The sequence below is a fragment of the Collinsella aerofaciens genome (assembly GCF_040926405.1).
Taxonomy (GTDB): Bacteria; Actinomycetota; Coriobacteriia; order Coriobacteriales; family Coriobacteriaceae; genus Collinsella.
This window is the reverse complement of the sequence record NZ_JBCOIG010000013.1, coordinates 1-25,229: the sequence shown is the minus strand read 5'-3', so window position 1 is coordinate 25,229 and position 25,229 is coordinate 1. Positions and strand designations below refer to the sequence as shown.

At 59.9% G+C, this 25,229-nt stretch carries 21 protein-coding genes and 1 tRNA gene; 1 reads left to right on the top strand and 21 read right to left on the bottom strand.

What is annotated here, in order from left to right; genetic code table 11:
- Positions 1–215: 215 nt before the first annotated feature.
- From AB5758_RS06050 to AB5758_RS05950, 21 genes are all read right to left on the bottom strand, one after another.
- Positions 216–1,682, bottom strand: a complete 1,467-nt coding sequence (locus AB5758_RS06050; protein WP_195645224.1) for an ATP-grasp domain-containing protein — start codon at positions 1,680–1,682, stop codon at positions 216–218.
- A gap of 209 nt (positions 1,683–1,891) precedes the next feature.
- Positions 1,892–2,938, bottom strand: a complete 1,047-nt coding sequence (locus tag AB5758_RS06045) for a zinc ribbon domain-containing protein (RefSeq protein ID WP_195645225.1) — start codon at positions 2,936–2,938, stop codon at positions 1,892–1,894.
- Between the two features lie 118 nt (positions 2,939–3,056).
- Positions 3,057–3,722, bottom strand: coding sequence for an endonuclease III (gene nth / locus AB5758_RS06040; protein WP_195645226.1), 666 nt, complete (start codon positions 3,720–3,722; stop codon positions 3,057–3,059).
- Between the two features lie 62 nt (positions 3,723–3,784).
- On the bottom strand, positions 3,785–5,587 hold the full coding sequence (locus AB5758_RS06035; protein ID WP_368141246.1) for an ABC transporter ATP-binding protein: 1,803 nt from the start codon (positions 5,585–5,587) through the stop codon (positions 3,785–3,787).
- A 127-nt stretch (positions 5,588–5,714) separates the two neighbouring features.
- A complete protein-coding gene (locus tag AB5758_RS06030) occupies positions 5,715–7,070 on the bottom strand; it encodes a DNA recombination protein RmuC (protein WP_195645228.1) in 1,356 nt (451 codons plus the stop codon).
- A gap of 124 nt (positions 7,071–7,194) precedes the next feature.
- Entirely contained in the window at positions 7,195–7,629 is a 435-nt protein-coding gene (locus AB5758_RS06025; RefSeq protein WP_195645229.1) for a hypothetical protein, read from the bottom strand.
- 433 nt (positions 7,630–8,062) lie between these two features.
- Positions 8,063–8,695 carry a hypothetical protein gene (locus AB5758_RS06020; RefSeq protein WP_161145308.1) on the bottom strand — a complete coding sequence of 211 codons (633 nt, stop codon included), beginning with the start codon at positions 8,693–8,695 and terminating at the stop codon, positions 8,063–8,065.
- Between the two features lie 280 nt (positions 8,696–8,975).
- Positions 8,976–9,515: a rubrerythrin gene (gene rbr / locus AB5758_RS06015; protein ID WP_161145309.1), complete on the bottom strand. Its 540-nt coding sequence runs from the start codon at positions 9,513–9,515 to the stop codon at positions 8,976–8,978.
- A 114-nt stretch (positions 9,516–9,629) separates the two neighbouring features.
- A complete protein-coding gene (locus tag AB5758_RS06010; protein ID WP_055285277.1) occupies positions 9,630–10,535 on the bottom strand; it encodes an HhH-GPD family protein in 906 nt (301 codons plus the stop codon).
- A gap of 21 nt (positions 10,536–10,556) precedes the next feature.
- Positions 10,557–11,042: an RrF2 family transcriptional regulator gene (locus AB5758_RS06005; RefSeq protein WP_138341664.1), complete on the bottom strand. Its 486-nt coding sequence runs from the start codon at positions 11,040–11,042 to the stop codon at positions 10,557–10,559.
- Between the two features lie 359 nt (positions 11,043–11,401).
- Positions 11,402–11,479 (bottom strand) — tRNA-Asp (locus tag AB5758_RS06000).
- A gap of 411 nt (positions 11,480–11,890) precedes the next feature.
- The gene (locus AB5758_RS05995; RefSeq protein WP_006235155.1) at positions 11,891–12,358 is read right to left on the bottom strand and encodes a YfcE family phosphodiesterase; all 468 of its coding nucleotides are present in this window, start codon (positions 12,356–12,358) and stop codon (positions 11,891–11,893) included.
- 95 nt (positions 12,359–12,453) lie between these two features.
- Entirely contained in the window at positions 12,454–13,170 is a 717-nt protein-coding gene (locus tag AB5758_RS05990) for a LytR/AlgR family response regulator transcription factor (protein ID WP_022094115.1), read from the bottom strand.
- A 72-nt stretch (positions 13,171–13,242) separates the two neighbouring features.
- Positions 13,243–14,586 (bottom strand): histidine kinase, encoded by a 1,344-nt coding sequence (locus AB5758_RS05985; protein ID WP_195645233.1) that lies wholly within the window; start codon positions 14,584–14,586, stop codon positions 13,243–13,245.
- A complete protein-coding gene (locus AB5758_RS05980; RefSeq protein WP_368141247.1) occupies positions 14,583–15,770 on the bottom strand; it encodes a glycosyltransferase in 1,188 nt (395 codons plus the stop codon). Before AB5758_RS05980 ends, AB5758_RS05985 begins: the two co-directional genes overlap by 4 nt.
- Before the next feature lie 171 nt (positions 15,771–15,941).
- Entirely contained in the window at positions 15,942–17,201 is a 1,260-nt protein-coding gene (locus AB5758_RS05975) for an MFS transporter (protein WP_006235159.1), read from the bottom strand.
- A 101-nt stretch (positions 17,202–17,302) separates the two neighbouring features.
- A complete protein-coding gene (locus tag AB5758_RS05970) occupies positions 17,303–18,247 on the bottom strand; it encodes a zinc dependent phospholipase C family protein (RefSeq protein WP_161145313.1) in 945 nt (314 codons plus the stop codon).
- Positions 18,248–18,339: 92 nt separating this feature from the next.
- Positions 18,340–19,074, bottom strand: a complete 735-nt coding sequence (locus tag AB5758_RS05965; RefSeq protein WP_368141248.1) for a LytR/AlgR family response regulator transcription factor — start codon at positions 19,072–19,074, stop codon at positions 18,340–18,342.
- 38 nt (positions 19,075–19,112) lie between these two features.
- Complete coding sequence (locus AB5758_RS05960) at positions 19,113–20,504, bottom strand: sensor histidine kinase (protein ID WP_117786915.1); 1,392 nt, start codon at positions 20,502–20,504, stop codon at positions 19,113–19,115.
- A 112-nt stretch (positions 20,505–20,616) separates the two neighbouring features.
- Complete coding sequence (locus tag AB5758_RS05955; protein WP_055285286.1) at positions 20,617–21,894, bottom strand: metal-dependent hydrolase family protein; 1,278 nt, start codon at positions 21,892–21,894, stop codon at positions 20,617–20,619.
- Between the two features lie 131 nt (positions 21,895–22,025).
- A complete protein-coding gene (locus AB5758_RS05950; protein ID WP_161145314.1) occupies positions 22,026–23,477 on the bottom strand; it encodes an APC family permease in 1,452 nt (483 codons plus the stop codon).
- 564 nt (positions 23,478–24,041) lie between these two features.
- Between AB5758_RS05950 and AB5758_RS05945 the strand changes: the two genes are divergently transcribed.
- A complete protein-coding gene (locus AB5758_RS05945; protein WP_368141249.1) occupies positions 24,042–24,872 on the top strand; it encodes a C39 family peptidase in 831 nt (276 codons plus the stop codon).
- The last annotated feature ends 357 nt before the right edge of the window (positions 24,873–25,229 follow it).

Genomic DNA, 25,229 nt, shown 5'->3' with positions numbered 1-25,229 from the left:
TCCGGCATTGCAACGCCAAAAGCCCGCCGGGGCAAGCTCGGCGGGTCGTACGTCAAAAATCACTGCCTGTCATGGTAGCGCATGGAGAGGACTCCTGCTCAAGCGTACGCCCAGCCCCGCAACAAAAACGCCAGATAGAACTGGACTCACCGGCTTCGCCAAAATTTCCCCGTCACGTCGAACGCCGCAACCACGGAAGGTGCCCCAAGAAACGGCTATTCCTCAAAAAAGCTCGCAACGTTTAAGCGGCTCGTCCACTCGCCTATGGTGTTGGCAAAACCGACGCGTGTATACACGCCCGCAAAACGGCCGCGATACAGGTACAGGCCTTCCATATTAGAAGCGGGCGCAAAACCAAGATCATCCACAAGTCCTTTGGGCGCCTCTCCTCGATGCGGCCCATCGACAAGCGTTCCGCGCAAGCAGGGAGTCTGATACTGCTGAGCATACTCCTGTACAATCGCCCCAGCGGCCGCAGCGCGAGCTAGCACCTGGGACCATTCCTGTTCCGTGACATCCAAACCAGCGACAACGCCAACCGCATTGTAGCCGCCGCACGGCTTGACGATCCATCGATCCTTTTCGACAAATCTCAACAACTGGGTGCTTTCGTCCAAAATCTCGGTATAGGGCACATGCTCCCGTACAAACGATTGCTCCTCCGAGCTCAACAAGGACTGACCGGCCCGAGACCACAAAAACGCAAATACGGTCTTAGTCGCACACGGCCACGTTCTAAAACCACCAACGATACATGCAAGCCCTTCTTGGGCAGCCTCGATTAAGGCCGAGCGTCCGTCGCACGGCTTATCCCACAGCTCGCCGGTCACCGCGCGCCGCCAAACGCAATCAATGGGACCAGCGGCATCGCACAGGCGCCTAGCACCGCCCTCTTCTTCGGCAATCCGCAGGTCGCGCACGTCCGCAAAGCGTGCGACTACACCCCGCCGCCTCATAAGGTCGACAAAATGAGCCGCATCTTCCAAGTCGATGCTTTCCGAATAGTCGACGATTGCCACCGAAGCGGGATAGATCTTTGATTGCGGTGCATGGGGTCCCTCGTCAACGCGGACCCCGTCGTCCGATCGTGCACTATCCTCGGTGCGGCGAGGATGGGCCAGCTCCCACTCTGCATAGGTCTCAAACAATGCATCTATCCAGCTACCGCACAAATCGTACTGCCGAAAGCCGGGATGATTGGACGCAAACTCCTCAAAGGAAGGTGTCATTCGCACGGCTTGGCAGACCGCATCGGTCACTACCATTCCAGCGCTGCCATCGGTATTGAGCTCGCAAAACGTATACGACCCGGTGTCCTCGTCAAGAAAGATATCGACGCGCGCAAGGGGAATCTGGCAATCATAGCCGGCATCCATAGCGCACAGGTCAGCAAAAGCCGGATCCATGCGAAACCACGCACGCACGGACGCATCGGAGCAAAACGCCCGCGTCACCTTGTCCATGATGCCGTACATACGCTCGGCGGCCTCTTTAAGAAGCGCCGTCATGTTCTTGTCGAATATCTTTGGCGTCAGAGCCCAGGGCGCAGGATCGCCGTGGTAGAGCGCATGGGTTTGAGACAAGTGCTCGTCGCCTTTGCGACGACCAGGCAGGTCACCTTCGCGCTTGCGCACGATGCGCTCAAAATAATCTTCAAGCTCTCGCGTCTTCGATGTTGCCACGTTACCCTCCATTGCTCGATTTTTTGCTCATGCTACGCCAGCGCGCGCGGCTTCGGCGCGCTTGAATAGCCTTCTAAATTAGCAACACATTTTTGCATGAGGCAGCGGGAGGCAACATATACTCCAGCTCAAGCGCACGCCCAGCCCCGCAACAAAAACGCCAGACAGACGAGCCACCTGGCGCTATCAGAGTGAGCTATACGCCGAGCCTAGTCGTAGACGCCCATTTTAAGCAGCGTGAAGGTCGGGGCGCCGTCACCCTGCGCGACGCGGACCGTGCAAGTCTCGGTACGGCCCCTGGATGCGTCCGCTTGAATTGCGGCGATGAACTGATCCTTTGACAGGCCGTAGGTGCTCTCGGGGATGTCGGAAGGAAGTAACATGCCGCCAGCACTGTAGACTTCATAGGTGAGCTCGTAGATGTTGTCGCCAAGGTCAGTCGCGCCCGTAACGATGGCACACGGTGGGTTGTAATTCCCCTGGCCGTATTCCTGTTTCAGGTACAAGTACCCACCATGCGCTTCGGCCGAATCAGGAATCACCTGCCCCTCCGGCGTTCTGTCATACGTCATATCAGCATCGGAAAGCGTCAGGCCCGTCAAGCGGTTGAGTTCCCTATTGACCGCATCAGTCGCTATACGCTGGCTATTACCGTTGTCATAGTCGCCTTTCTCGATTCGATACGGCGCGTTGTCAATAAAATGGCACCAGATAAACTTGACCAGCTTGTATTTCTCGTCATCCGAAAGCCCATCAGTCGAATCGAAAGCACCCGCCTGATACCAGTCCAGATCGAAGTGCTCCTCCGTAAAGTTCGACAGAAACAGGTTTGCGGCGGCATAGGTTGCCTGGTCGTTGAGGTCAACCTTTACACTGCTGCCCGTCTGCTCGGGCTCATCCGCCTCGTCCTCGTCGGCGGTAGGCTTCTCCTTGGCGCTTCCCTTGTCCTTATGCTCGGCCGAACCCTCGTCGGACCCCAGCACCGTAACCTGCGATGAGCTGCCCTGCCCAAGCGGACCCAGTACGCCGGTCAGCGCCAGAGCGGCACCGCCCGCCACCAGCACGCCCACCACGCACACGCCGACAATCACCGCGCGCTTATGCGACTTCTTCTGCACGGGAGGCATCCCTGCCGCCGGCATCGGCGCGGGCTCAGCAGGCGCGGCAGCCGGAGAAGCGGCGCCCATGCGTGCCCCGCAGTTCGTGCAAAAATCGGTTCCGTCGGGCATCTCGGAGCCACACTTGGTGCAAAACATATTCGGGCATCCCCTCACAACAAACGGCATCTGTCGCCATCATATTGAGCCTTCGCGGCCCAAATGTGTTGCGCAACATTAGCCGCCGTCTTCGGACGCCGGCAAAACGTGCCGAGCCCTACCCCATCACGCGCACGCTGGGGCACAAATCCGCCAGCGGGCACTCGTCGCACTTGGGTTTGCGGGCGTCGCAAATCTCGCGGCCAAAGGTGATCCACTGGTGATTGACCGACTCCCAATACTCGTGCGGCAGAATCTTGAGCAGATCTTGCTCGGTCTTGAGCGGCTCTTTGGCGTGCGTCTTGGGACTCAGCATCAGGCGGTGCGCGATGCGGTTGACGTGCGTATCGACCGCGATGCCCTCAACAATGCCAAATCCCACGTTGAGCACGATGTTCGCCGTCTTGCGCCCCACGCCCGGCAGCTTGACGAGCTCCTTCATGTCGGCCAGGACCTCGCCGCCGTAGTCGGCAACGATCATCTGCGCGGCCTCCACGGCGTGCTTGGCCTTGCTCTTATAAAAGCCGAGCGACTTGATGGTATCCGCCACATCGGCCACGCTCGCCCCCGCCATGGCCTCGGGCGTGGGCCACTGGGCAAACAGCCGCGGCGTCACTTTGTTGACCTGTGCATCGGTCGTTTGAGCCGAGAGCAGCACTGCAATCAGCAGCCGAAAAGGATTCTCGTGGTCCAAGAAACACTCGACCGGTCCATAGCGGCGGTTGAGGCGCTCGCACACCTCAACGGCGCGCTCGCGTTTGGCGGCATTGGTCTCGCGTGGCATAACGACTCCTCGGCTCGGCGGCACAACAAACTACAGGCAAGATTGTCCCACGTACGGGGGCCTTAAGCCTCCAAAAATGCGCCGGTCTGGCGGCTCCACAGGCTTGCGTATTCGCCGTCCGCCTCGACGAGCTGAGCATGCGTGCCATCTTCGACAATCTCGCCGTCGGCCAACACCACGATGCGATCGAGCGCTGCCACGGTGGACAGGCGATGCGCCACCACAATGGAGGTGCGCCCGCGCATCAGGTTCTCGAGCGCTTCCTGCACCAGCGCCTCGGACTCGCTGTCGAGGGCAGACGTCGCCTCGTCGAGCACCAGAATCGGCGCGTCAGTGAGAATGGCACGGGCGATGGCCACGCGCTGGCGCTGGCCGCCCGAAAGCTTAACGCCGCGCTCGCCCACCATGGTGTCAAAGCCACGGGGCAGGCGGTCGATAAACTCAGTCGCGTTGGCCAGGCGCGCAGCCTCGCGAATCTGCTCGTCGGTAGCGTCGGGGCGGCCGTAGGCGATATTTTCGCGGATAGAGCGGTGGAACAGCAGCGCCTCTTGCGGCACGTAGGCAACCTGACGGCGCAGGCTCTGCTGCGTGCAGCGCGAGACATCCTGACCATCCACGAGCACGCAGCCTCCCTGCACGTCGTCCAAGCGTAGCAACAGCTTGGTGAGTGTTGTCTTGCCCGAGCCCGATTTGCCCACCAGGCCCACGCGCTGGCCCGCCGCCACATGGAGCGTCAGGTCGTCGAACACGCTCTCGCCCGCCGCGGCATCACGGTATGCAAAGCTCAAGTGCTCAAAATCAATCGCGCCCTCGCTCACCTTGAGCTCGGGGGCGTTCTCGTCGTCTGCCACCAGACACGGCTCGTCCAGCACGCGCGTCATCTCGGCCGCATCGCCCAGCGCGCGGTTGATGCGCTGCATCATGGAGCTCACGTAGTTCAGACGCATGGTGAGGTTGTACGTATAGGTAAAGATCATGACGAGCGCGCCGGCAGAGATGCCAAACCACGCGTTGCCGCCCGCGACGAACACACTCACCACGGCCATGGTGATAACGATAAGGCCCGAGGTCGTAAAGTTGCGTTGCATCATGGCGTGCATCGATACCGTTTCGGCATCGCGCGCAGCGCGGTCGGCGGCATCGAACAGGTCGCGCTCAAAGTCCTCGCGCCCACAGGTCTTGACGGCCAGGATATTCGTGACCGCATCGGACAGCACGCCCGACAGCTTGTTCTGCGCGGCGGACGTCGCGGCCGAAAGCGGCATGATGCGCTTGTACATAAGCCAGACAAACGCGATGTAGACGACCATGATGCCCACCAGGATCACGGTAAACGTCGGCACCACCGGGGCGAGTGCTGCCACCGTGCAGACAACCGAGGTGATAGTGGGAATGAGCGAATACACCGTCACGTCCACCAGCCCCGTGTAGCCGCTCATAAAACGGCTCGTCTGGCTCACAAGCGATCCGCCAAAACGGCTGGTGTGGAATGTCATGGATTGATTGGAGAGCGTGTCGAAGCACAGGCGTGCCAGGTGATAGTTGCCCGCAATCTCGAGCTTGTAGACGGTGTAGTCCTGCAGCTTGGAGAGGATTTGGCCCACTAGGTTAACGAGCACGAGTGCCAGAATGTAGGGACCAAAGACCTCAAACACCTGGTCGCCCGCCACGGGGCCGGCCTGGACGCGGTCGACGATAAGGGCCATCACGTAGGTGTTGGCAAACGTAAGCAAAAAGATATAGCCCGCCGACGAGAACACCGAGAGAAAAACAATCAACGGCTGTGTGCGCGTGACGTCCCAAAAACGCTGCAGCGTGCGACGTACGGTGGAGCGTTTGAGCGGACTGGTGCTTCTCTGAGACATGGGCTTCCTTTCGCGTCTGATAGGGCGAAACGCCATTGTTGCACACTAAAGCGCACTTCAGGCAAGCGCGATGTGAAAGGCAGCGGGGTGCCCGCGTTTGCGCCGGTGCCCCGCTGCCTTGTTGCAATTAGTCCTCGTCTTCTTGGTCTGTGGAAAGGCCCGCGAGCGTGAGTCCCAAGATCTCATCGGCTTGGTCGGCGTCTTCCGGCGCGTCGATGTCCTTGAGCTTGCGCTCCATAACGTTGGTGCGCGTGGTGATGATGCCCTCGACCGTTTTGCCCGCGGTCTCGATTTGCTGCTGGGCGCGGCGCAGCGCCTTTTGATAGCGCGGCAGCTCGGCCTTGACAGCGGAGAGCACGCGCAGTACATCGTCGGTGCGTTTTTGCAGCTTAAACGTTTGGTAACTCATCTGTAGGCTGTTGAGAATGGCCGCCATGGTGCTAGGGCCGGCAACGTTGACGTGATAGTCGCGGCCCAGGGTCTCGATAAGCCCGGGGCGGCTGACGACCTCGGCGTACAGTCCTTCAAACGGCACGAACATGATGCCAAAGTTGGTCGTTGCCGGCACACTCAGGTACTTTTCGCAGATGTCCTTGGCCTCGCGCTTGACCATGGTGTCGAGCGTCTTGCGCGCAGCCGCCACGGTCTCAGCATCGCCCGACTCCTGCGCGTCGAGCAAGTGCTCGTACGCGTCGCCCGGAAACTTGGAGTCAATCGGCAGCAGCACGGGGTCGCCCTCGTCCACCGGCAGCTTGACGGCAAACTCAACGCGCTCCGAGGCGCCGGGCTTGGTGGCGACGTTTTCCAGATACTGGTCGGGTGTAAGGATGTCCGCCAGAATTGCACCCAGCTGTACCTCGCCCAAAATGCCACGCGCCTTCACGTTGCCCAGCACGCGCTTAAGGTCGCCCACGCCGGTGGCGATGGACTGCATGTCGCCCAGGCCCTTGTACACGGCCTCGAGCTGGTCGCTCACCTGCTTAAACGATGCCGACAGGCGGTCGTTGAGCGTGCGGGAGAGTTTCTCGTCCACCGTCGCACGCATTTGATCGAGCTGCACGTTGTTGTCCTTGCGGATGGCGCCCAGCTGAGCATCGACCGTCTCGCGCACCTTGTCCAGGCGATGCTCGATGCCCTCGCGGTTGGCGCCGAGCTGTTGGGCCGTCTCGCGGCGCAGGTCATCCATCCGGTCACCAGCCTGCGAGAACTCGCGTGCGATGGTCAGGTAACGTTGCTGCTCCACGGCCGCATCGGTCGTCTGCTGCTGCGCGATGGCATTGGCCGTGCGGCGGGTTTCGGCCAGCGCGACGTTCAGGGCATCGAGCGCGTTGTTGGCCTGCTCGAGTGCTGCCAGCGTTTCCGCGCTACTGTCGCCACGCTCCCGCAACTCGGCACGCAGGCTCTTGAGCTGGAGGGCGCAAGCCACAGCAACCCCCACCGCCACCAAGGCGATCACAACAAGCACAATATCAATAGCAGACATAAACTCCGCCCAACAAACCCAATCGAGCACCAATCAAAATCGCGATCAATCTTACCCCGTCACACACACGGATCACTCACTGCCTTGCAGACAAATTTCTCTTAGAGCCGCGGACGCTAAAACGCTAACTCTCCCAGCCGGCGCGGATTGTTGTTATGACATCGCCTAGGCGCTGGCCGAGGGCTGACAGATGTTGGAGCACCTCGTTGGGCGATGCGCCGTTGAGGATGCACGTGAGGGCATACGACGCCAGAAAGATGGCCGCAAGCCCTAACGGGATGAGCACGATCATCGCCAATATGCGCAAGCGCTGGCCCACGCGGCGACGACGCGCACGACGCTTGTCGAACGCGAGCTCCTGCGCATATGAATCTTGCTGTACGGAATAGGCCTCTGGCGCCGATTTACACCCGGGCACAGCTGCAGGTACAGCAGCGGGCACGACATTTTGCACGGGCGCCTGGTTGGCAACCCCTTGCATTTGCATCTCTATAAGCCGTTGCTGTTGGCGCAACATGCGCTCGGCTTGTTGCTGCGGAGTCTCAAGAAACAGATCCATGCTGGCCTCCAAAATCGGAGCATTCGACGCTTACGACCAGCATCCCGCACCGCCATGACCGCGACAACGCAATCGCCGGCAATAGCCACAAAGTTTCTTCTGCTCAAAAGCTGTCGAAAAGCTCAACAACTCCCCTACCAGCACTTTCTCTGAGCTTTTTTCGCCAACAATCTTTTGGCCTTCCACCCTTACGCCAACTGACCAAAATCTAACCAATAGCTTGACGAAAATTGTGGAGACCGGGACCCCACACAAAAAGTGCCGCCCCAAAGGGGCGGCACACAAACTTATTATCAGCTTTTCTGTAACGAGCATGCGGCGACTCAACGCCGGGGCGCAGGGCGGGGAAACCTTTGCCTCGCGCGACCCTGCGAAGCCGTGAGCGAGAGGGGAAGGTTTCCCCGCCCTGCGCCCCGTGGTCGGTGAGAACAGACTACATGCCCGCGAGACCGCGGGCGGCGGTGGCGCACATAAATGCCAAGACGAGAATCACGAGCGACCCGGCGATGTCTGCCAGCACGCCCATTACGCGGCGCTCAAACAGCCAACTCTCAAAGTGCGGGGCGACGTTGCGCCAAACACGCCACAGCAAGATGCCCATACCGATGACGCCCGGGATATTGAGCAGTAGGATCTCGGAGCACAAAAGACCGATCAGGTTGCCGGCAACAAAACCAGCATCGCCCTCGCAGTATTTGCGGTAGACCATATACAGCATGTACGCCACAAACGGCTGCAAGCACGCAGAAATAAACGTAACCACCATCGAGGGCTCCTGAGAAAAGACATCGGTGAGTTTATCGACACTCGTGGCGTCCTTCGAAGCCAAGAACAAACCGATAACCACAAGGGGCACCACGCCCAAAATTACCTCGACCAGAGTAAATAACTTGGCAGTCAAATCCTCGCTAGCCGAATTCAAATGAGGCGCCCACTCAGGATGAGCATGCGCCCCGACCTTCTTGTCCTTCTCAGCACGATCGGCCTTTTTACCCTCGGCAACCCGACGATCAGGATCCTTGCGAGTTCCCGCCGCAGCAACCCGAGCCCGAGACTTCTTACCCATACAAAAACACCCCATCAGGTAGTAGATAAACTAAAAGTCGCTACCCAGTGTACCCCACCCATGAACGGTGCCATCCCAACCAGCCCCCATACAAAAACGTGCCGCCCCTATCGGGGCGGCACACAAACTTCTTATCAGCTTTTCAGTAACGAGCACGCGACGACCCAACGCCGGAGCGCAGGGCGGGGAAATACCTTTGCCTCGCGCGACCCTGCGGAGCCGTGAGCGAGAGGGAAAGGTATTTCCCCGCCCTGCGCTCCGCAGCAGCCAGCGCCAAGCGCTAGTAGTTCACCACCTGCTCCTCAAAGTACGCCTTGGGGTGGTTACACACCGGGCACACCTCGGGCGCCTCGGCACCAACGTGCAGGTGCCCGCAGTTCAGGCACTTCCACACCTTTACGCCCTCGCGCTCAAACACCTCGCCCGACTCGATGCGCTCGACGAGTTTGCTGTAGCGCTCCTCGTGGGCCTTCTCGACGGCGGCGACACCACGGAACTTTGCGGCAATCTCGGCAAAGCCCTCCTCCTCGGCGGTCTTGGCAAACTCGTCGTACATCGTGGTCCACTCGTAGTTCTCGCCCGCAGCGGCGTCGCGCAGGTTGTCCAGAGTGCCCGGAACGGCGCCGTCGTGCAGATACTTAAACCACAGCTTGGCGTGCTCGGACTCGTTGCCCGCCGTCTCGGCAAAAATATTCGAGATCTGAACGTAGCCGTCCTTTTTGGCCTTGGATGCATAGTAGCGATACTTGGTGTGTGCCTGGGACTCACCGGCAAAAGCGGTCTCGAGGTTCTTCTTGGTTTGGGAATTCTCAAAATCCATAGGTGTACTTCCCTTCAACGCATGCCGCCCGTAGGCTTCGAGCGGCCTCGTCTTTAGGATGCCCTCAAGCCGCGAATTTAAACCTTACAATCCCGTTCTTCAGATTCGAGTGAGCTACACACTCAGCCAACGATCGCCCTCGGAGCCGCAAAAGCCCTCGCGCTCCAGATCGGCAAGAATGCTTGCGACCAGCTCGCGCTCGACCGGCTCTCGGCCGGCTGCCGTCTCCATCTCGTTAACGCCTGCAACGGCTTCATCGAGCGTAATACCTGCCGGTTGTCCATCGCGCGCCGCCAGCAGCATGCGCACAATGTGGGCGCGCTTTTGGCGACGCGAGCCCTCAAACTTGGACTGACGACTATAGCCCGCCGACCGCCTGGACGGATTGGGCAGCGTCTTTTTAAGATACGCGCCGTAATCCAGCAACGCGTAATACCATGCGCGCGGCGTGTCGGCATCGTCTTGAGGCACGGCAAAGGGCGCAATCTCATCCGCCGCCGCACCAGGGGCCGCCGGACAGGCGGCTTGAATCAGCGGCACCAGCTCGCGATCGGGAACGGCCGGCACATCGGGAAAGAAATGATGCAAAAAGACCGTGCGCACATTGGTCTCTAGATACACGCCTGGAAGATCAAACGCAAACGAACGGATGCCCTGCGCCGTTGCCGGGCCAATGCCGGGCAGAGCGACCAAGTCACGCGTCTCACGCGGAAACTCCCCGTCCCAGTCCTCTACAACGCGCTGAGCGGCCCCATGAAGCGCCAGAGCGCGTCGGTTGTAGCCCATGCCCTGCCAAGCGTCCAAAACATCGGAAGGCGCGGCCTGGGCAAGCGCCTGCACAGTCGGAAAACGATCGAGCCACACCGGCATGCGCGCCTCCACACGCGGCACCTGCGTTTGCTGCAGCATGACCTCAGAAAGCCAAATGATGTACGGATCGCGTGTGCGGCGCCACGGAAGGTCGCGATAACGCAGGACCCCTTCCGAACGAATCATCGAACGAAAGGGGTCCTGAATCATGGCTATGCTCCTTATGCGGCGCTATTCCTCCCGGTAAGCGCACGCGCAGGTGGCGTACTCGGGAAACGCTTCGCGGTCGGCGAACTTGGGATCGACGGCCGGGAACTGGCGGTGAGCGACGATGTCGCCGAGCGAAACGGAATCGAGGTAGTCGCGCATCAACGCCTGGGCTCCGGCCCACAGGGGATGATAGCAGCACGCGCCCATGCGCGCACAGTCACCATCGGGCGCGGTGCAATCGTTCATAACCATAGGACCCTGAACGGCCTCGACGACCTGGCGGATAGTGACGTCGTCCGGACTGACCTTGAGACGCATGCCACCGTGGACGCCACGCAGGCTCTCCACAATACCGGCCTGGACCAAACCGTGCTGAATCGAGCGGGCAAACGAATACGGGACATTGACCTCTTCGGCAGCGGTGCGAACAGAAAGCAAACGCTCCGGATCCTCGGCAAGCATCGCCAGCATGCGAAGGGCGTAATCAGTCTTCCTCGATATGTCCATTTTTCCCCTTTCAAGGAATACGAACAGCTCGAACGAGCTCCGGGGCCGAGCTTGTGTCGAGACGCTAAATGACCGCCAGGACATCCAAATGGTAAATCGGATATCCACTGAGTGCCGCGCTTGGAGCGAAATGCATCAGATGCGGCGCACAGTGCAATTTAGTATAACCTAACCCCCTGTCTCGTAGAACAGGTGTTGCGCAACAAAGCTGTTGTTCAGACAGATATACTTATTAGATTTTACTTGCGTTCCCGAAGGCGCGGGGATTCTGGGCGAAGATGCACCAGGGCGATCGTTCTATCGAAACAAAGTGCATCAAACGCAAAAAGCCACGTCCGAAGACGTGGCTTTAATTGCGTTGGCGGGAAGTACGGGGCTCGAACCCGCGACCTCCGACGTGACAGGCCGGCGCTCTAACCAAACTGAGCTAACTCCCCAGGCAGACGTTCGCGTTTGTTTCCGCTCGCGTGCGCTGCGGGGATTAGTATACACAGAAGTCTGTCCGGCGCGCAACAACTTTTTTGAAAAAATTTTTCGGTCCCTCCGGGAGGGTCTCCGGGGCCGGCGGGCGCGGGTTGAGTTTGCTGCTCTACAGTCCTGCGCAAGACGGAAAGCACATTAAGTGCTTTCCTTTGCGTGCGGAACTCGCGACAAACTTAACCCCCGCCCTCAGCCCCGGAGACCCTCCCTGCCGTCACATTGTTCAATCAGTTTTGCGGGCGTGCGCCGCTGCGCGGCTAGCCCGCATGCTCCTCGGCGGGGTTGGTCTGATGGATCTTGTTGAACTTCCGCCTTTGGCTCAAATGGAAACGGGGGGGACGCATCTGCATCCCCCGTTTTTGTTGTGATTACTCTAGGTCAATAAACTTAGTGCTTAGGATCTTGCCGTCTTTTACTAGCATTCTGGCCATGGTGGGGCCTCGGGTGCCTCTGGGGTAGCTGGCGCTGCCCGGGTTGAGGACTAAGCAACGGCCCACTTGGGCTTCTTTGGTTACGTGGGTGTGGCCGTTGATGGCTACGTCTACGGATCCCACCGGAAGGTCTTCGCGGTAGTGGGCTACGGCGAATTTAAGGCCTTCGTAGGTAAAGAGCGCAAGACGGTCTACATCGGGGCCGTAGTCGCGGTAGTAATCGTTGTTGCCCAGTACGGCCCGCACGGGGGCGATGGTGCATAGATGCTCGTAGTCCATCTCTGACGTGAGGTCGCCGGCGTGGATAATCAGGTCTGCGCCCTCAAGCTCATCCAGGAGCGCAGGCGAAAGATAGCCGTGGGTGTCCGAGATGATGTCGATACGCTTGGCGCTTGCACTGTTCATGGGATCCCTTCCGCAAAAAACGATTCGGCAGATACATACAAAAAGGCCCCACGGCTCCGCAGACGATGGGTCTACAGGGCTGCGGGGCCAGTGTGCTAGAGACTCAGAGCCTTCTTGAGCGGCACGACGCGGCGGCGCGAAACCGGCACGCGTTCGTCGACGCCCGTAATGCCCAGCTGGATGGCGCCCGAGGGCACCGTCTCCACATCCGTGACGCACGCCAAGTTGACGATATAGCGGCGGTGAACACGGAAGAAGCCAAAGTCGCAGAGTTTGGCCTCAAACTGCGCCAGCGAGGTCGTCGACAAAAAGCGATCATCGACGGTATAGATGCAGGAGTAATCGTCCTTGGCCATGATAAAGCGAATGTCGTCCACGGGAATGAGCACCTTGCGGCCGCCCTTTTCCACCGGGATACGCTCGATGGTCACCTTGCTGTCCGTAACCGGCTTGGTGCGTTGCATGACCTTCTCGATCGCGCGATCCAAGCGAGCTTCCTCGACCGGCTTCATCAGATAATCGACGGCATCCACGTCGAATGCCTCGACCGCATGGTCACTATACGCAGTCACAAACACGATCGCCGGCGGATTTTTGAGCTTATGCAGCGCCTCGGCAAGTTGCAGGCCCGAGGCACCGGGCATCGAGATATCGAGAAACACGACATCCACGCGACTTTCCATAAGCATCTCGATGGCGGAGCGGACGCTCGACGCCTCCGTGATCGTGCCGATCTTGCCCGTTTGCTCGAGCAGGAAGCGAAGCTCCGAGCGAGCCGGCGCCTCATCATCCACAATCATCGCACGCAGCATAGGGATAAAACCTTTCGTCAACTAACTACGCCGGGCATCCGTCGCATGACGTTGAGCCCGTAGCCTTTTATTTTACTCTTGAATGTCGAAGATGCTCTCTGACAAATCAAGATGAAGGAGCACTTTGGTGCCCTTGCCCGGCGCCGATTCGACACGCGTATAGGAGTGCGGCCCATAAAAGCGATGGATGCGCTCCGAAATATTGTGCATGGCCACACCGGCGCCGCCACCCTGGGGAGAGCTGGCGTCGGGACGGGCAGAACGCTCGTCAAACAGTCTGGCGGCGGTACCCTCATCCATGCCCACGCCATTATCGGCCACGGCAATCAAGATTGCATCCTCGCCGTCTTGGTGAACGGTCACGTCGATCCTCAGGGCGTCGTCATCGCCCATACCATGACGTACGGCGTTCTCGACAATCGGCTGGATCACGAACGCCGGCACCAGCGTATCTTCCACGTCCTCGGACACATCGAACGTCGCAAGCACGCGGTCCTCGCCAAAGCGGGCCTTCTCAAAGGTAAGGTAGCGCCTGGTCTGTGCGACCTCGCGCGAGACCGGAATAAGCGATCCCGAGTTGTCGAGCGTGGCACGATAGAACGATGAGAACTCACGAAGCAGTTCGCGGGCCCGCAGCGGGTCGGTGCGCGTAAACGATGCAATGGTGTTCAGCGTGTTGAACAGGAAGTGCGGGTTAATCTGCGCCTGCAGCGCACGCACCTCGGCGCGCGCCGTGAGTTCCTTTTGCACCTCGAGCTCGTGGATGGCGAGCTGCGTGGACAAGATCTCGGCAAAGCCCGAGGCAAGCGCGTACTGGGTACGGTCGACGGCGCGCGGGGTCTTGTAGTAGAACTTGAGCGTGCCGACGGTACGATCGCCCACCTTGATGGGGGCGATAATGCCGGCGGGGACTTGGTTGTGCGAGCCGTCCGAGCCCACGACATCCACCATACGGTTGAACGACTGCACGATGCCATGTTCGATAACGTAGCGTGTGGCAAGCGTGTGGATGGGAGTATCGGGCAGCAGTTTTTCCTCAAACTCGCCCGCGCAGGCAAGCACGTTGTCCTCGTCGGTGATGGCCACCGTCATGGCGCGCGTCTCGGGCAAAATGCGCCGGCACACCAAACGCGCCGACTCCTGCGTCAGACCGCCCTTAATGTCCTCGAGCATGGCCGAGGCCACCGAGAGCGTCTCCTCGGTGTACTGGGAGCGCACCGAATCGGGATTGAGCGTCAAAAAGATAAAGATGCACAGAAAGATGCACAGCAGCGCGCAGGCAATCACCGTGGCGATCGGCTCGATACCGGTCACCAAGGCAAAAATAAAGTACACCAGCACGCAAATGGCGCAGGCAACGGCAATGATGCGAAAGATTGATATTGAACTATCGCGCTGGGCGCGGCGGTCGATCATTCGGCCCCCTCCAGGATACTGATCAGTTGTGCGTCACGCCAAAGCCCGTCCATGATCTTGGGCCAAAAGCTCTGGAAACGCAGGTAGCTTGCAGCGTTTTGGCGCGCATAGGCCTTTGCCTCGTCGATACCATGGCGCCAGATGCGCAGGTAGCCCTCATGCTCGCGGGTAAACACGCTGCGGACCATAGCGGTCTTGCGCACGCGGTCGTCGAGCTCGCGCGAAATCCACGGGCCCGGGTAGGGCATGAGCGATGCCGCCGTAACGGGAATGAGCTCCTTTTGATGCGCGGCGAATGTCAACTTGGCCCGTTCGTAGTACCAACGGTATACATCCTGCATAAAGCGCGGTGAGCGCTTTTCGGACTCCGGAGGCAGATGGCGCACGGTCCACTCGTTATCGAACCACACGTCGTAGCCAAACATGCGCATGTTAAAGAGGTAATCCAAGTCCTCGCCGCGGGTGATAAACGGGTCAAAGGCCACACGCGTAAAGGCGCGGGCGTGCAGGGCCATCAGGCCGCCGCACACGTAGTTGGAGCGCGAGATGCGGGTGCCCGAGAGCGCCTTTTTCATCCAACGGTTGAACTCGATGCGCTTGGTCCACCAACGATGGCAGATGCCCGCCTTGTCCGTGGGAGCCAGCGGCGAGCCGTCGCAATCGTAGAAATAGCCGCTCTTGACCAAGATCGGCAAGCCCTGACGCGTCTGCTGCCCCAACGCATAGGTCGCGCGCTTCATGAAGTCGGCGTCGATGACAGTCTCATCGTCATCCAAGAAGATAACCGCGTCATGCCCCAGCACAGCGGCGCAGGCTAGCCCCATATTGCGGATGGCACCGTAGCCTCGCAGGCTCACGCACTCGCCCGAACCCTTGGGCGCGATCTGAGCAACCCGGTCTGCGATGCGCGAGGCCTGGGTGTTGGTGACAACGGTGACCTTGAGCGTGGGATGCGCGTCGACAATCTCGTGCACGCGCAGCGACACATCGGCTGTGGCAGAAACGGGACAGACCACCAAAAGGATGATGCGCGGGATGTCACGTACCTGCTCAAGCGAGGCCAGGCAGCGGTCGAGTTCGGGATTGTCGGCGTTGAGTCGCGTCGAATGGTCATAGGTGCCAGGGGCGTTTGCGCAAGCGTCATCGCCCGCCCAATACGTTGGAATCACGACCGTGGCGTTCATGCCTTACCCTCCCTGCAACACAAAAACGGGGCGCCGCCAAACACAGGCGACGCCCCGCGACCTAGCTGATTCCATCATACCCACTTGGGCAAATCATTGCTCGCAAGTCGCAATGTTTATTGCGGATAACCCCAAAAGAGTACCGTGGACAGGCACAATAGCCGCTCGCTCCTATGCGGCATGCTCTGCCGCCCGAGTCATGCGGGACAGGCGGACCAGCAGCATAAAGCCAACGATCAGCAGCACGCCAATGGAAAGGACGCCCAGCGACGGGTTGCCGGTCAGCGAGGTGACGACCGACACCAGGAAGGTGCCCATAACGCTTGCATAACGACCAAAGATGTCAAAGAAGCCGTAGTACTCGTTGGACTTTTCCTTGGGGATAATGCGGCCAAAGTAGCTACGGCTGAGCGCCTGCACGCCGCCCTGGAACAGGCCGACCATAATGGCAAGCACCCAAAACTCAAAGGCGGTCTTTAGGAAGAACGCGGCGAACAGCACAATGCCCATATAGGCGGCGACTGCCACCAAGATCATGTTGAGCGTGCCCACGCGGCCGGCGAGCTTGCCGTAGATGATGGCGGATGGAAAGGCCACGAACTGCGTGACGAGCAGCGCCAGGACCAACTGGGTCGAATCGATGCCCAAAGCCGAGCCGTAGCTGGTAGCCATGGAAATGACCGTGTGCACACCGTCGATATAGAAGAAGAACGCGATCATGTAGACCAGCACGGTCTTGTTGTGGGCGATCTCGCGCATGGTGTGTCCGACCTCGGAGAACACACCGCCCACGATGTGGCCGATAGTGTCCTCGGGACCGCGCTCGCGACCGTACTTTTGCTTATAGGTGCGAATGAGCGGCAGGGTAAAGATGAGCCACCAGGCACCAGTGATGATAAACGACAGACGCGTTGCCAGCATAGTGGGGACGCCAAGAGCGGGGCCACCCATGATGAGCGCCAGGCAGATGACGAACGGCACGGTGGAACCGATGTAGCCCCAGGCATAGCCCGAGCTGGACACGGCGTCCATGCGCTCGTCGGTGGTAATGTCGGGCAGCATGGCGTCGTAGAACGTCATAGAAGAGTTAAGGCCGATGGTGCACAGCACGTACACGGTCAAAAATGCCATGGCGGACATTGGGATAGCCTGCGCCAGGCAAAGCACCAGGCCCGTGAGGAAGAAGCCCAAGAAGAACTTGATCTTGTTGCCGGCGTAGTCGGCAAGCGCGCCCAGAATGGGCATGAGCATGGCGATGACCAGCGAGGCGATCGTCTGCGCATTGCCCCAAGCGACCACCAGGTCGGCCGAGGAAGCGCCGGTATTGATGGCGTTAAAGTAAATGGGCACCACCGAGGTATTGAGCAGCACAAGGGCCGAATTGCCCACATCATACATAACCCAGTTACGCTCGAGCTTGGTGTATTTCATGGACAGGGACCCTTCGTATTCGCCCGATATGCAGTTAGTTCATCGTACCCCAATTGTCCAGAACCGCCGGTAAGGATTCGGCAAAGGGGCACGCACGGGCCCTATTCCTCGCGGTCGAACTCCTCATCGGCATTGAGCACGCGACCGCTGTAGTTGACGCGACTGGTCACGGCATCCATGTCACCGGTCTCGATAAAACGTGCGACCGTGCACTCGTAATCGACCAGCGCGCGATCAAAGACCTCGGGGAAACTCTCGTTCGAGACCTCGTCGGTAAAGGGATTCTTCCATGTCAGATGGCCCAGGTTACCGGTGCGCTCGGGCAGCTCCGTCGTCACGCGATGGGCAAGGCCGTCGAGCAGCGAGTAGTCGTGCACCAAGCCCTCAACCAGCGAGATCGCGCGCGTCTTTGCGGAGCCGGCCGGCTCAATCGCGCGGTAAAGTCGCTGCATATTGGCAACGGCAGCACCGTACTCCCCCGCCGGAATGTCAATGCCGTACACGCGTCCGGCAACATAGCTCATCAGCACGCCGGCCACGCGATTGATGCGATCGGTGGTGACGATCTCGCCCGCCGGCGGGTAATCGTCGACCGTAGCGCCATCGCGTTTAAGCTGCAGCATCAGTACATCCAGGTCGCTCTCGATCACGGCATGGACCTGACTGCTCGAATCCTCAAGCTCTGAATCGGACTCCACGATGCCAAACTGCTGCTCATAGACAAAGGGATGGGCGTTGCGGTCGAGCACGTAATGAGACAGCAGGCCCAACGCAAAGGCGCGACCCAAGCTGGCATCGCGCGGCTGCAGGTGCGACACGCCGTCGCGCAGGCACGCGAACTGGCGAGACATGCGCGACCGATGCATGACCTGCGCCAGCAGCGTGCAGTCGGAAACACGCGGTGTCAGAATGTGAAAGAAAAACGGGTCGGGGCCTTGGTTGCCCAAGATAAAGGCAATGCGCTCTTCATCGGACGTGATGACGCCCTGCGGAAGACGGTCGATGCTTTCCTCGCCAAACAGATGATGGGTGATAAGCGCGGGCATAATGATCCTTTCGATTTCATTCGATGCCACCCATTATGCCCACCGCGCGCCCATGCCAAACCTGCGATGGTAAACGACGGCACGCAAGCCTCTTACGCAAGCCCCAGGTGCGACTTGACCTCGGCGGCACGACGACGGGACACCGGTACCGTCGAGTTCACGCGGTCGAGCCTGAGCTCCATCAACCCCGTGGAGCCAATCTCAACATTGTGCACGTCTTCCAAATTGACCAGGTAGCTGCGATGAACGCGAATAAAGCCCTCGGAGTCCAAGCGACGCTCGAGCGAAGAGATCGACTCATTGATCAGGTACGTTCCCTCGGCGCAGATGGCGTTGCAAAAATCGGCGCGCGCCTCAAAGTAGCAGACGTCTGCGGCGGGAATGAACACCTTTTTGCCCCCGCGGTCCACCGTCAGACGCAAAGGCTGGCGCGGAGCATGGATAACACGACGGGCACCAAAGGCTGCCTCGATCTTGTCGAGTGCCTTTGACAGGCGTGCGTCCTCGACCGGCTTGACGACATAGTCGACCGCATCGAGGTTATACGCATCAGCGGCAAATTCGGCAAACGCCGTCACAAACACAACCACCGGCGGCGTCTTTAGGTTCTGCAGCGTCTCGGCAAGCTCAATTCCCGAGCGACCGGGCATGGTAATGTCTAAAAACAACACGTCGGGCTTGTTCGACAGAATCGACTCCACGGCTTCGGTGACATTGCCCGCCTCGGCAATCTGACCCACACGCGTATCCTTTTCCAACAGATAGCGTAGCTCAGCCCTAATTGGAGGCTCGTCATCAACCACCAAGATGTTCCAGCCTTCGGACATATGTGCTTCCCCTCTTTTTCTCTCAATCCAACCGCGTGCTACGCCGTCAACGGCGCCGGCTCATGCGGCTCGCCGTTCAGCTCGACGATGACCTGCGTTCCCACGCCCTCCTGGGACTTCACGCGCATGCCGGAATCTTCTCCGTAAAAGAAATGGATGCGCTGAAGCACGTTGAAGAGCGCCAGGCCGCAACCTCGCTTGACGGAGCCGTCGGCGGTAATGCTCTCGGGCTCCTCCAAGCGATGCTGCTCAAACAGATGCGCGCAGACCTCTTCGCTCATACCGATGCCATCGTCCTCGACGATGATCTCCAAACCGTCATCGGTCTCGAAAGCCCTAACATGAATAGAAAGCGGCTCGGTCTCGCGCTGCGCGTGCTTGATGCAGTTTTCGAGCAACGGCTGCAAGATAAACGGCGGCACCATGCAATCGCGCACCTCAAAGTCGATATCGACCGAGACGCGCAGACGGCCGTCGCCATAACGAGCCTGCATAAGATTGATATAGCGAGTGCCCTGTTCCACCTCGTGCTCGAGCGTGGTGAGCGTATCGGAATCAGAAAGCGTCTGACGGTAGTAATTGGAAAAGTCGATCAGCAGCGACCTGGCCTTGTCCGGCTCGGTACGCACGAGCGACACGATGGTGCTGATGGTGTTAAACAGAAAATGAGGATCGACCTGCGATTGCAAGGCGCGCAGCTCCACGCGGGCCGTAAGCTCGTCCTGGCGCTCGAGCTCAAAGCTCGCAAGCTGCGTGGAAATGAGGTCGGCAAAGCCCGAGGCAAGCGCCGTCTGGCGCATATCGATGCTGCTCAGACGGGGATAATACAGCTCGAGCGTGCCCACGCAATGCCCGCGCACGGTAAGCGGTGCGACAATACCGGCGCGCAGGCGCGGAAAGTAGCCACCTGTCTCGGTCGAGGCATCGCGCGAGAACACGCTTTGCTCACCGCTGTTGATCACGTTGAGCGTAGTCCGCAGCACCACCGGGGTGCCCGCGGGGCATTTTGCCGAGTCCTCGCCCCAGCTTGCCAACACCTGCTTGCCGTCGGTAAAGCAGATGGCAGAGGCGATAGTTTCGGACAGGATGATCTTAGAGGCGCCCAGGGCAGCTTCGGGCGTAAGGCCGCGCGACGTGTAGGCGAATATTTTTGAAGCGATGGCGAGCGTGCGGTCGGTTGCGCTCGATGTGAGGTCGTCGGGAACGACAAAGACGTACGAGAAGAAGAAGCACAGCATGACCAAGCCGGCAATGACGACAACGGCCGGAACGGGATTGGGATTATCGGTTAGATCCCAGATGAGCAGCAGGATAAGCAGCGGAACGACAATACCGAGCAAGATGGCTTGAACCACATGCTGAGCGGTACGAAAGACCTTGGTAGAGTTGTAGCTCTTGCCCAGAATCAGCCTATTGAGATCCACCGTCATCTCCTTCTTACCGACGCACCCCATAGCAATAAAGAGGGCCGCAAGCGACCCTCTCCATTGCATTATGCAATCAAATACTGTGTTTTACATCAAGCCATCGATGAACGGTAGCTTAGGCGCTGTACTTGTTTGCCTCGCCGAAGGTGCCGCCCTCGACAATCCAGCCGTCCTTCATGATGACGTCCATGTTGTCGGTGTTGAGCACGTGGATGTCGGCGGCGACGTCACCGTTGACGACCAGCAGGTCGGCGCACTTGCCGGCCTCGATGGACCCGGTCTCGTCCTCGATGTGGCACATCTTGGCACCGTTGAGGGTGGCGCAGGTGATGGTCTCGACCGGAGTGAAGCCGATCTTGTCGACGAACTCGTACATCTCCTCGATGGAGCAGGTGCCGTACGGGGTGACGAAGGAGAAGGAGTCGGAGCCGATCGTCATGACGACGCCGCGCTTCTTGGCCTCGCGCAGGCAGTCGTAGTTGCGCTGCAGCTCCTTCTCGACCAGGGTGCCCTCGTACTTGTCGTGCAGCTCGGGGACGTAGACGGGCGGATAGGTGGCGTACCAGGTGGGCAGGAAAGCGATCGTCGGGGTGAAGAAGGTGCCCTGCTCGGCCATGAGGTCCATGGTGCGCTCATCGATATCGAAGCCGTGAATCAGCTGCTCGCAGCCAAAGCGAACGGAATCGTAGGCAGCGGCGTGGTTGTTGTAGCAGTGGCTCCACACGGGGATGCCGACCATCTTTGCCTCTTCGACCACGGCCTGGATCTCCTCGGAGCAGTAGTGCTGGTCGCGGCCGGAGTCCCAGCGCCAGATGCCGCCACCGGTAGCCCAGATCTTGATGGCATCGGGGTTCTCACGCAGGCGACGGCGGACGGCCTTGCGCAGATCCCAAGGACCGTCGACCTGATCGCCCCAGGGGTGCGATTCCTTGTTGAGCTCCTGGCTGCAGTGGTGGGAGTCGCCGTGGCCGGCAACGCGGCAGAAGCCAAGGCCGGTGGCCAGAACGCGCGGGCCCTTGAAGACGCCCTTGTCGATGCAGTCACGGATCTGGATACCAAAGCGGCCGATCTCGCAGACGGTGGTGAGGCCGTGGGTGAGGCAGTCGTAGGCCTGCTTGACGGCGACGGCCTGCTTCTCGAGGAGCGGCTGCATGACCCAGTCGGTGTCATCGTCGGTCAAGTTGCCCGAGAAGTGCAGGTGGGTGTCGATCAGGCCGGGAAGGACGGTCTTGCCGGCGGCGTCGATGACCTCAACGCCCTCGGGAAGGTCCTGCATGGCGCCGGCGTACTCGATCTTGCCGTTGTCATCGACGAGAACGAGGGAGTTCTCGACCGGCTCGGCACCGGTACCGTCGATGAGCTTGCCGCCAACGATTGCATACTTAGTGGACATGGTTCCTCCTTATGGATCCATATAGTGGGCGAGGCCGTGTTGGGTTAAGGCCTCACAAAGCTACCCAAGTGGCGCCGGGTTCGGTGCGCGGAAGAGAGGGGCCCGCGCACCTGATCCGCCCCGGCTCGGCGTTACTTTTTGCGGGAATTGGTGAAGGCCATGAGAGCCAGGCCGACGGCCAGCCAGCCAATCACGATACTCCACTCCACCATGTTGAGGGAGGCGGGAGAGAACGGAATCACGAGCAGGCCGATGATGATGGCGCAGGCAGCGATAGCGAGGCCGATGCCAAACTTGCCGCCGGGCACCTCGTAGGGACGAGGCAGGTCGGGCTCGGTGAAGCGCATGCGCAGGCAGGCGAGGGCGACCATGCCGCAGGAGAAGATGAAGGCGAGAGCCGACACGTTGGTCAGAGGGATGAGCATGTTCTTGCCCAGGAACGGACCGACGACGGTGATGACGCCCAAGACGACGCAGGCAAGCTTGGGAGCGCCGGACTTGGGGTCGACCTCGGCGAACTGCTCGGGCAGCTGGCCCTTGCGGCCCATGGCGAGCATGATGCGGCTCGTGGCGCCGTAGAAGGAGTTCATCGGACCCATGGGTCCAAGCGTAGCGATGACGAGCATGGCCAGGTACAGGAGCATGTTGATGCCCTTGAGGCAGGCGAGCGCGGGAACCGGGCTCTTAACGAACTCATGCCAGTCGAGGATGGTGCCGAACGAGTAGATACAGACCATGTAGAAGCCGCCGGCGGCCAGCAGTGCCAGGGAGATGATCTTGCCGAACTTGTTCCAGTTGAGGCCCTCGGCTGCTTCCTCAGCCTGCTGAGGAATGGTGTCGAAGCCGGCGTAGAAGAACGGAGTCAGAACCAAGACCGACACGATGCCGGCGAACAGGCTGGTGCTCTCGGTAGCGGCCTTGCCGCCGCCAGCGCCGGCGACCTGGGAGAACACGGGCATGGCGTTGTCCGGCGAGCCGGTGAACAGCGAGACGCCCATGGCGAGCAGCATGCCGCAGAGCAGGGCCTTGGTCAGGAAGGCCTGGAGTTTGGCAGCCGAGCTGGCGCCGCGGAAGTTGAGGAAGATGACGTAGACTGCAAAGCCGAGCGCGATCAGCGTCGGGAACAGGTAGACGTCGGCCCCCAGTATGGTGTAGAGCTTGACGGCGCGCAGCCACTCAAGGCCGGGCAGGCTGCCGAACATCTCGGACACGAGGGTCGAAATGGCGATGGCCTCCCACGGGCACAGGATGCCGTTGCCCAGGGCCAAAAGCCATCCGGTGATGTAGCTCAGCGTACGGCCAAAGCTACGATCGACATACTCGACGATGCCGCCCGAGATGGGGATAGCAGCCGTGAGCTCACCGAAAACAGCTCCGACGGGCACGAGGAAGATTGCACCCAAGAGGAATGCAATCATAGCGGGAACGGGACCGCCGCCCACGACCATCCAGTCGCCGACCTGCAGAACCCAACCGGTACCGATGATGGCACCGAAACCGATGGTGAAGAAGTTCCAGAGCGAAAGCGTTTTCTTCATGCCGCCGTTATCCTCGACTGCAACTTCTGCGTTCTTGTCCGCCATTGTTCCCCTCCTTTCCTTTTTGACGCCCCTTGACGTCACCCCTTGCGCGGTCTGTTTTGCCGCGCTCTTTTATTTCGTGGCTTTAAGATACGGCCTTGGCGCAGCAGCTCCGCTTGTAGCTCGACCGAAGGCAGAACTGCAAAACGAGCGGCGCCGTTTTTGGGACGAACGGCACGGTTTGCCGTTCATTGTTGCCGCCCGTCCGACGGGCGTACGCTCATCGGACGCATATAGAGTTGTTTTTGAGGCCGTGTGTTTTGCGCCTTTCGTACCGTTTACCGAGCTTTTGACGCGCAGACCCATTTGTTGCACATCTTTTTTGTAGGATGGACAGGTTATACATGAGACAAGGCGGTACGAATGGCATACGGATACAACGACGGTGATCAACGGCGACAAAGCGTTCGCCTTGCTGGCCGTACCACGCCGACGCCCAGAAGTGCCACGAACAGCAATCCGCAACGTCCTCAAGAGCAACCCAGGCCTTCGTCTCGGCAGCAGGCAAGCAGAACGCGGCAGAGTGGCCGTCTGAGCACGGGCACAAGCGCGCAGCAAGATGGCCGCTTGGGTGCGCGCACTCGACAGCGTCAGGCCGAGGTTCCGCAACTGCGCCGCAACGGCGCACGTCAGCCCGGCATCCATATCAACCGCTTCTTTTCGCATCCCCAAGGCGGACGCGACGGCAAGCCCTACCGCTCGGCATCGCACGCGAATGCCCCCGCCCTGCCGGCTCGTCGACTTCGCCTCGCACTGTGCTCTATCCTTACCTGTCTGGTCTTTGTGCTTATGAGCTCCTGTATGTCCCACGGTTCGGCCGGTCTCGAGCCCACCGCCGAGGACAAGCTGCTCAAGGCCCCCGTCGCACCCGGTTATTCTTTCGCCTTTTCGACCCCGCGCTCGCAATGGCAAGCCGGCACGATGCCCCATATCTATCAGATCGACCCTGCGTGGTCGGAGCTGCCTTACGCCGGCGGCACCATCCGCCAAAATGCCTGCGGGCCCACGTGCCTCACCATGGTCTACATCTTTAAGACGGGACGCACCAATATGACCCCCGTCGATATGTGCGCGCTTTCCGAGGCGGGCAATTACGCCCCCACCGGTGCAACCGAATGGTCGTTTATGACGAGCGGCGCATGGCAGTTGGGACTTAACGGAACGGAGCTCCATAACGATCGCGACTCTATGACTCAGGCGCTGCGTTCGGGAGCGCCCGTCATCGCCGCCGTTCGGCCGGGCACCTTTACCAACGTGGGCCACTACATTGTGCTTTACGGTATTGACGACGCCGACCAGATTGGCGTCTACGACCCCAACTCGGCCAGCCGCAGCGCCCGCCGTTGGGGCGCCGTAGAGGTCCTCAATGAAGCCGAAGCCATGTGGGCCTACTACTAGTCATTGGGGATAATCATTGGGGACAGACTTAAATGAGTAGCCCCAGGCTGCCAGGAACTGCCGACACGGAAAGCGCATCCCATTTTGGAGCTCAATAGCGGGATGCACTTTCCGTTAGCGGCCCGTTTGGGAAACTACGTTCCACTTTCCGGCAACATTCCGGGATGCATTTTCCGGTTGAGGCCCTCAAGGGAAACTATGTCCCATGTTGGACGCTCATTCTGGGATGCGCTTTCCGCAGTTGATTGATGCGGGCTTTAAGGACTGTTCCAAGCTGCCAGCAGAGACGATATGAGCAGGACATAAAAACATTGAGAGCCCCTGCTGCATGAAAGACCGCGGATTAGGCCGACAATG

Excerpts from the sequence above, each read along its gene's own strand:
- AB5758_RS06045 (WP_195645225.1), bottom strand. The coding sequence starts at position 2,938 with ATGTTTTGCACCAAGTGTGGCTCCGAGATGCCCGACGGAACCGATTTT.
- nth (WP_195645226.1), bottom strand. The coding sequence starts at position 3,722 with ATGCCACGCGAGACCAATGCCGCCAAACGCGAGCGCGCCGTTGAGGTG.
- AB5758_RS06035 (WP_368141246.1), bottom strand. The coding sequence starts at position 5,587 with ATGTCTCAGAGAAGCACCAGTCCGCTCAAACGCTCCACCGTACGTCGC.
- AB5758_RS06030 (WP_195645228.1), bottom strand. The coding sequence starts at position 7,070 with ATGTCTGCTATTGATATTGTGCTTGTTGTGATCGCCTTGGTGGCGGTG.
- AB5758_RS06025 (WP_195645229.1), bottom strand. The coding sequence starts at position 7,629 with ATGGATCTGTTTCTTGAGACTCCGCAGCAACAAGCCGAGCGCATGTTG.
- AB5758_RS06020 (WP_161145308.1), bottom strand. The coding sequence starts at position 8,695 with ATGGGTAAGAAGTCTCGGGCTCGGGTTGCTGCGGCGGGAACTCGCAAG.
- rbr (WP_161145309.1), bottom strand. The coding sequence starts at position 9,515 with ATGGATTTTGAGAATTCCCAAACCAAGAAGAACCTCGAGACCGCTTTT.
- AB5758_RS06010 (WP_055285277.1), bottom strand. The coding sequence starts at position 10,535 with ATGATTCAGGACCCCTTTCGTTCGATGATTCGTTCGGAAGGGGTCCTG.
- AB5758_RS06005 (WP_138341664.1), bottom strand. The coding sequence starts at position 11,042 with ATGGACATATCGAGGAAGACTGATTACGCCCTTCGCATGCTGGCGATG.
- AB5758_RS05995 (WP_006235155.1), bottom strand. The coding sequence starts at position 12,358 with ATGAACAGTGCAAGCGCCAAGCGTATCGACATCATCTCGGACACCCAC.
- AB5758_RS05990 (WP_022094115.1), bottom strand. The coding sequence starts at position 13,170 with ATGCTGCGTGCGATGATTGTGGATGATGAGGCGCCGGCTCGCTCGGAG.
- AB5758_RS05985 (WP_195645233.1), bottom strand. The coding sequence starts at position 14,586 with ATGATCGACCGCCGCGCCCAGCGCGATAGTTCAATATCAATCTTTCGC.
- AB5758_RS05980 (WP_368141247.1), bottom strand. The coding sequence starts at position 15,770 with ATGAACGCCACGGTCGTGATTCCAACGTATTGGGCGGGCGATGACGCT.
- AB5758_RS05975 (WP_006235159.1), bottom strand. The coding sequence starts at position 17,201 with ATGAAATACACCAAGCTCGAGCGTAACTGGGTTATGTATGATGTGGGC.
- AB5758_RS05970 (WP_161145313.1), bottom strand. The coding sequence starts at position 18,247 with ATGCCCGCGCTTATCACCCATCATCTGTTTGGCGAGGAAAGCATCGAC.
- AB5758_RS05965 (WP_368141248.1), bottom strand. The coding sequence starts at position 19,074 with ATGTCCGAAGGCTGGAACATCTTGGTGGTTGATGACGAGCCTCCAATT.
- AB5758_RS05960 (WP_117786915.1), bottom strand. The coding sequence starts at position 20,504 with ATGACGGTGGATCTCAATAGGCTGATTCTGGGCAAGAGCTACAACTCT.
- AB5758_RS05955 (WP_055285286.1), bottom strand. The coding sequence starts at position 21,894 with ATGTCCACTAAGTATGCAATCGTTGGCGGCAAGCTCATCGACGGTACC.
- AB5758_RS05950 (WP_161145314.1), bottom strand. The coding sequence starts at position 23,477 with ATGGCGGACAAGAACGCAGAAGTTGCAGTCGAGGATAACGGCGGCATG.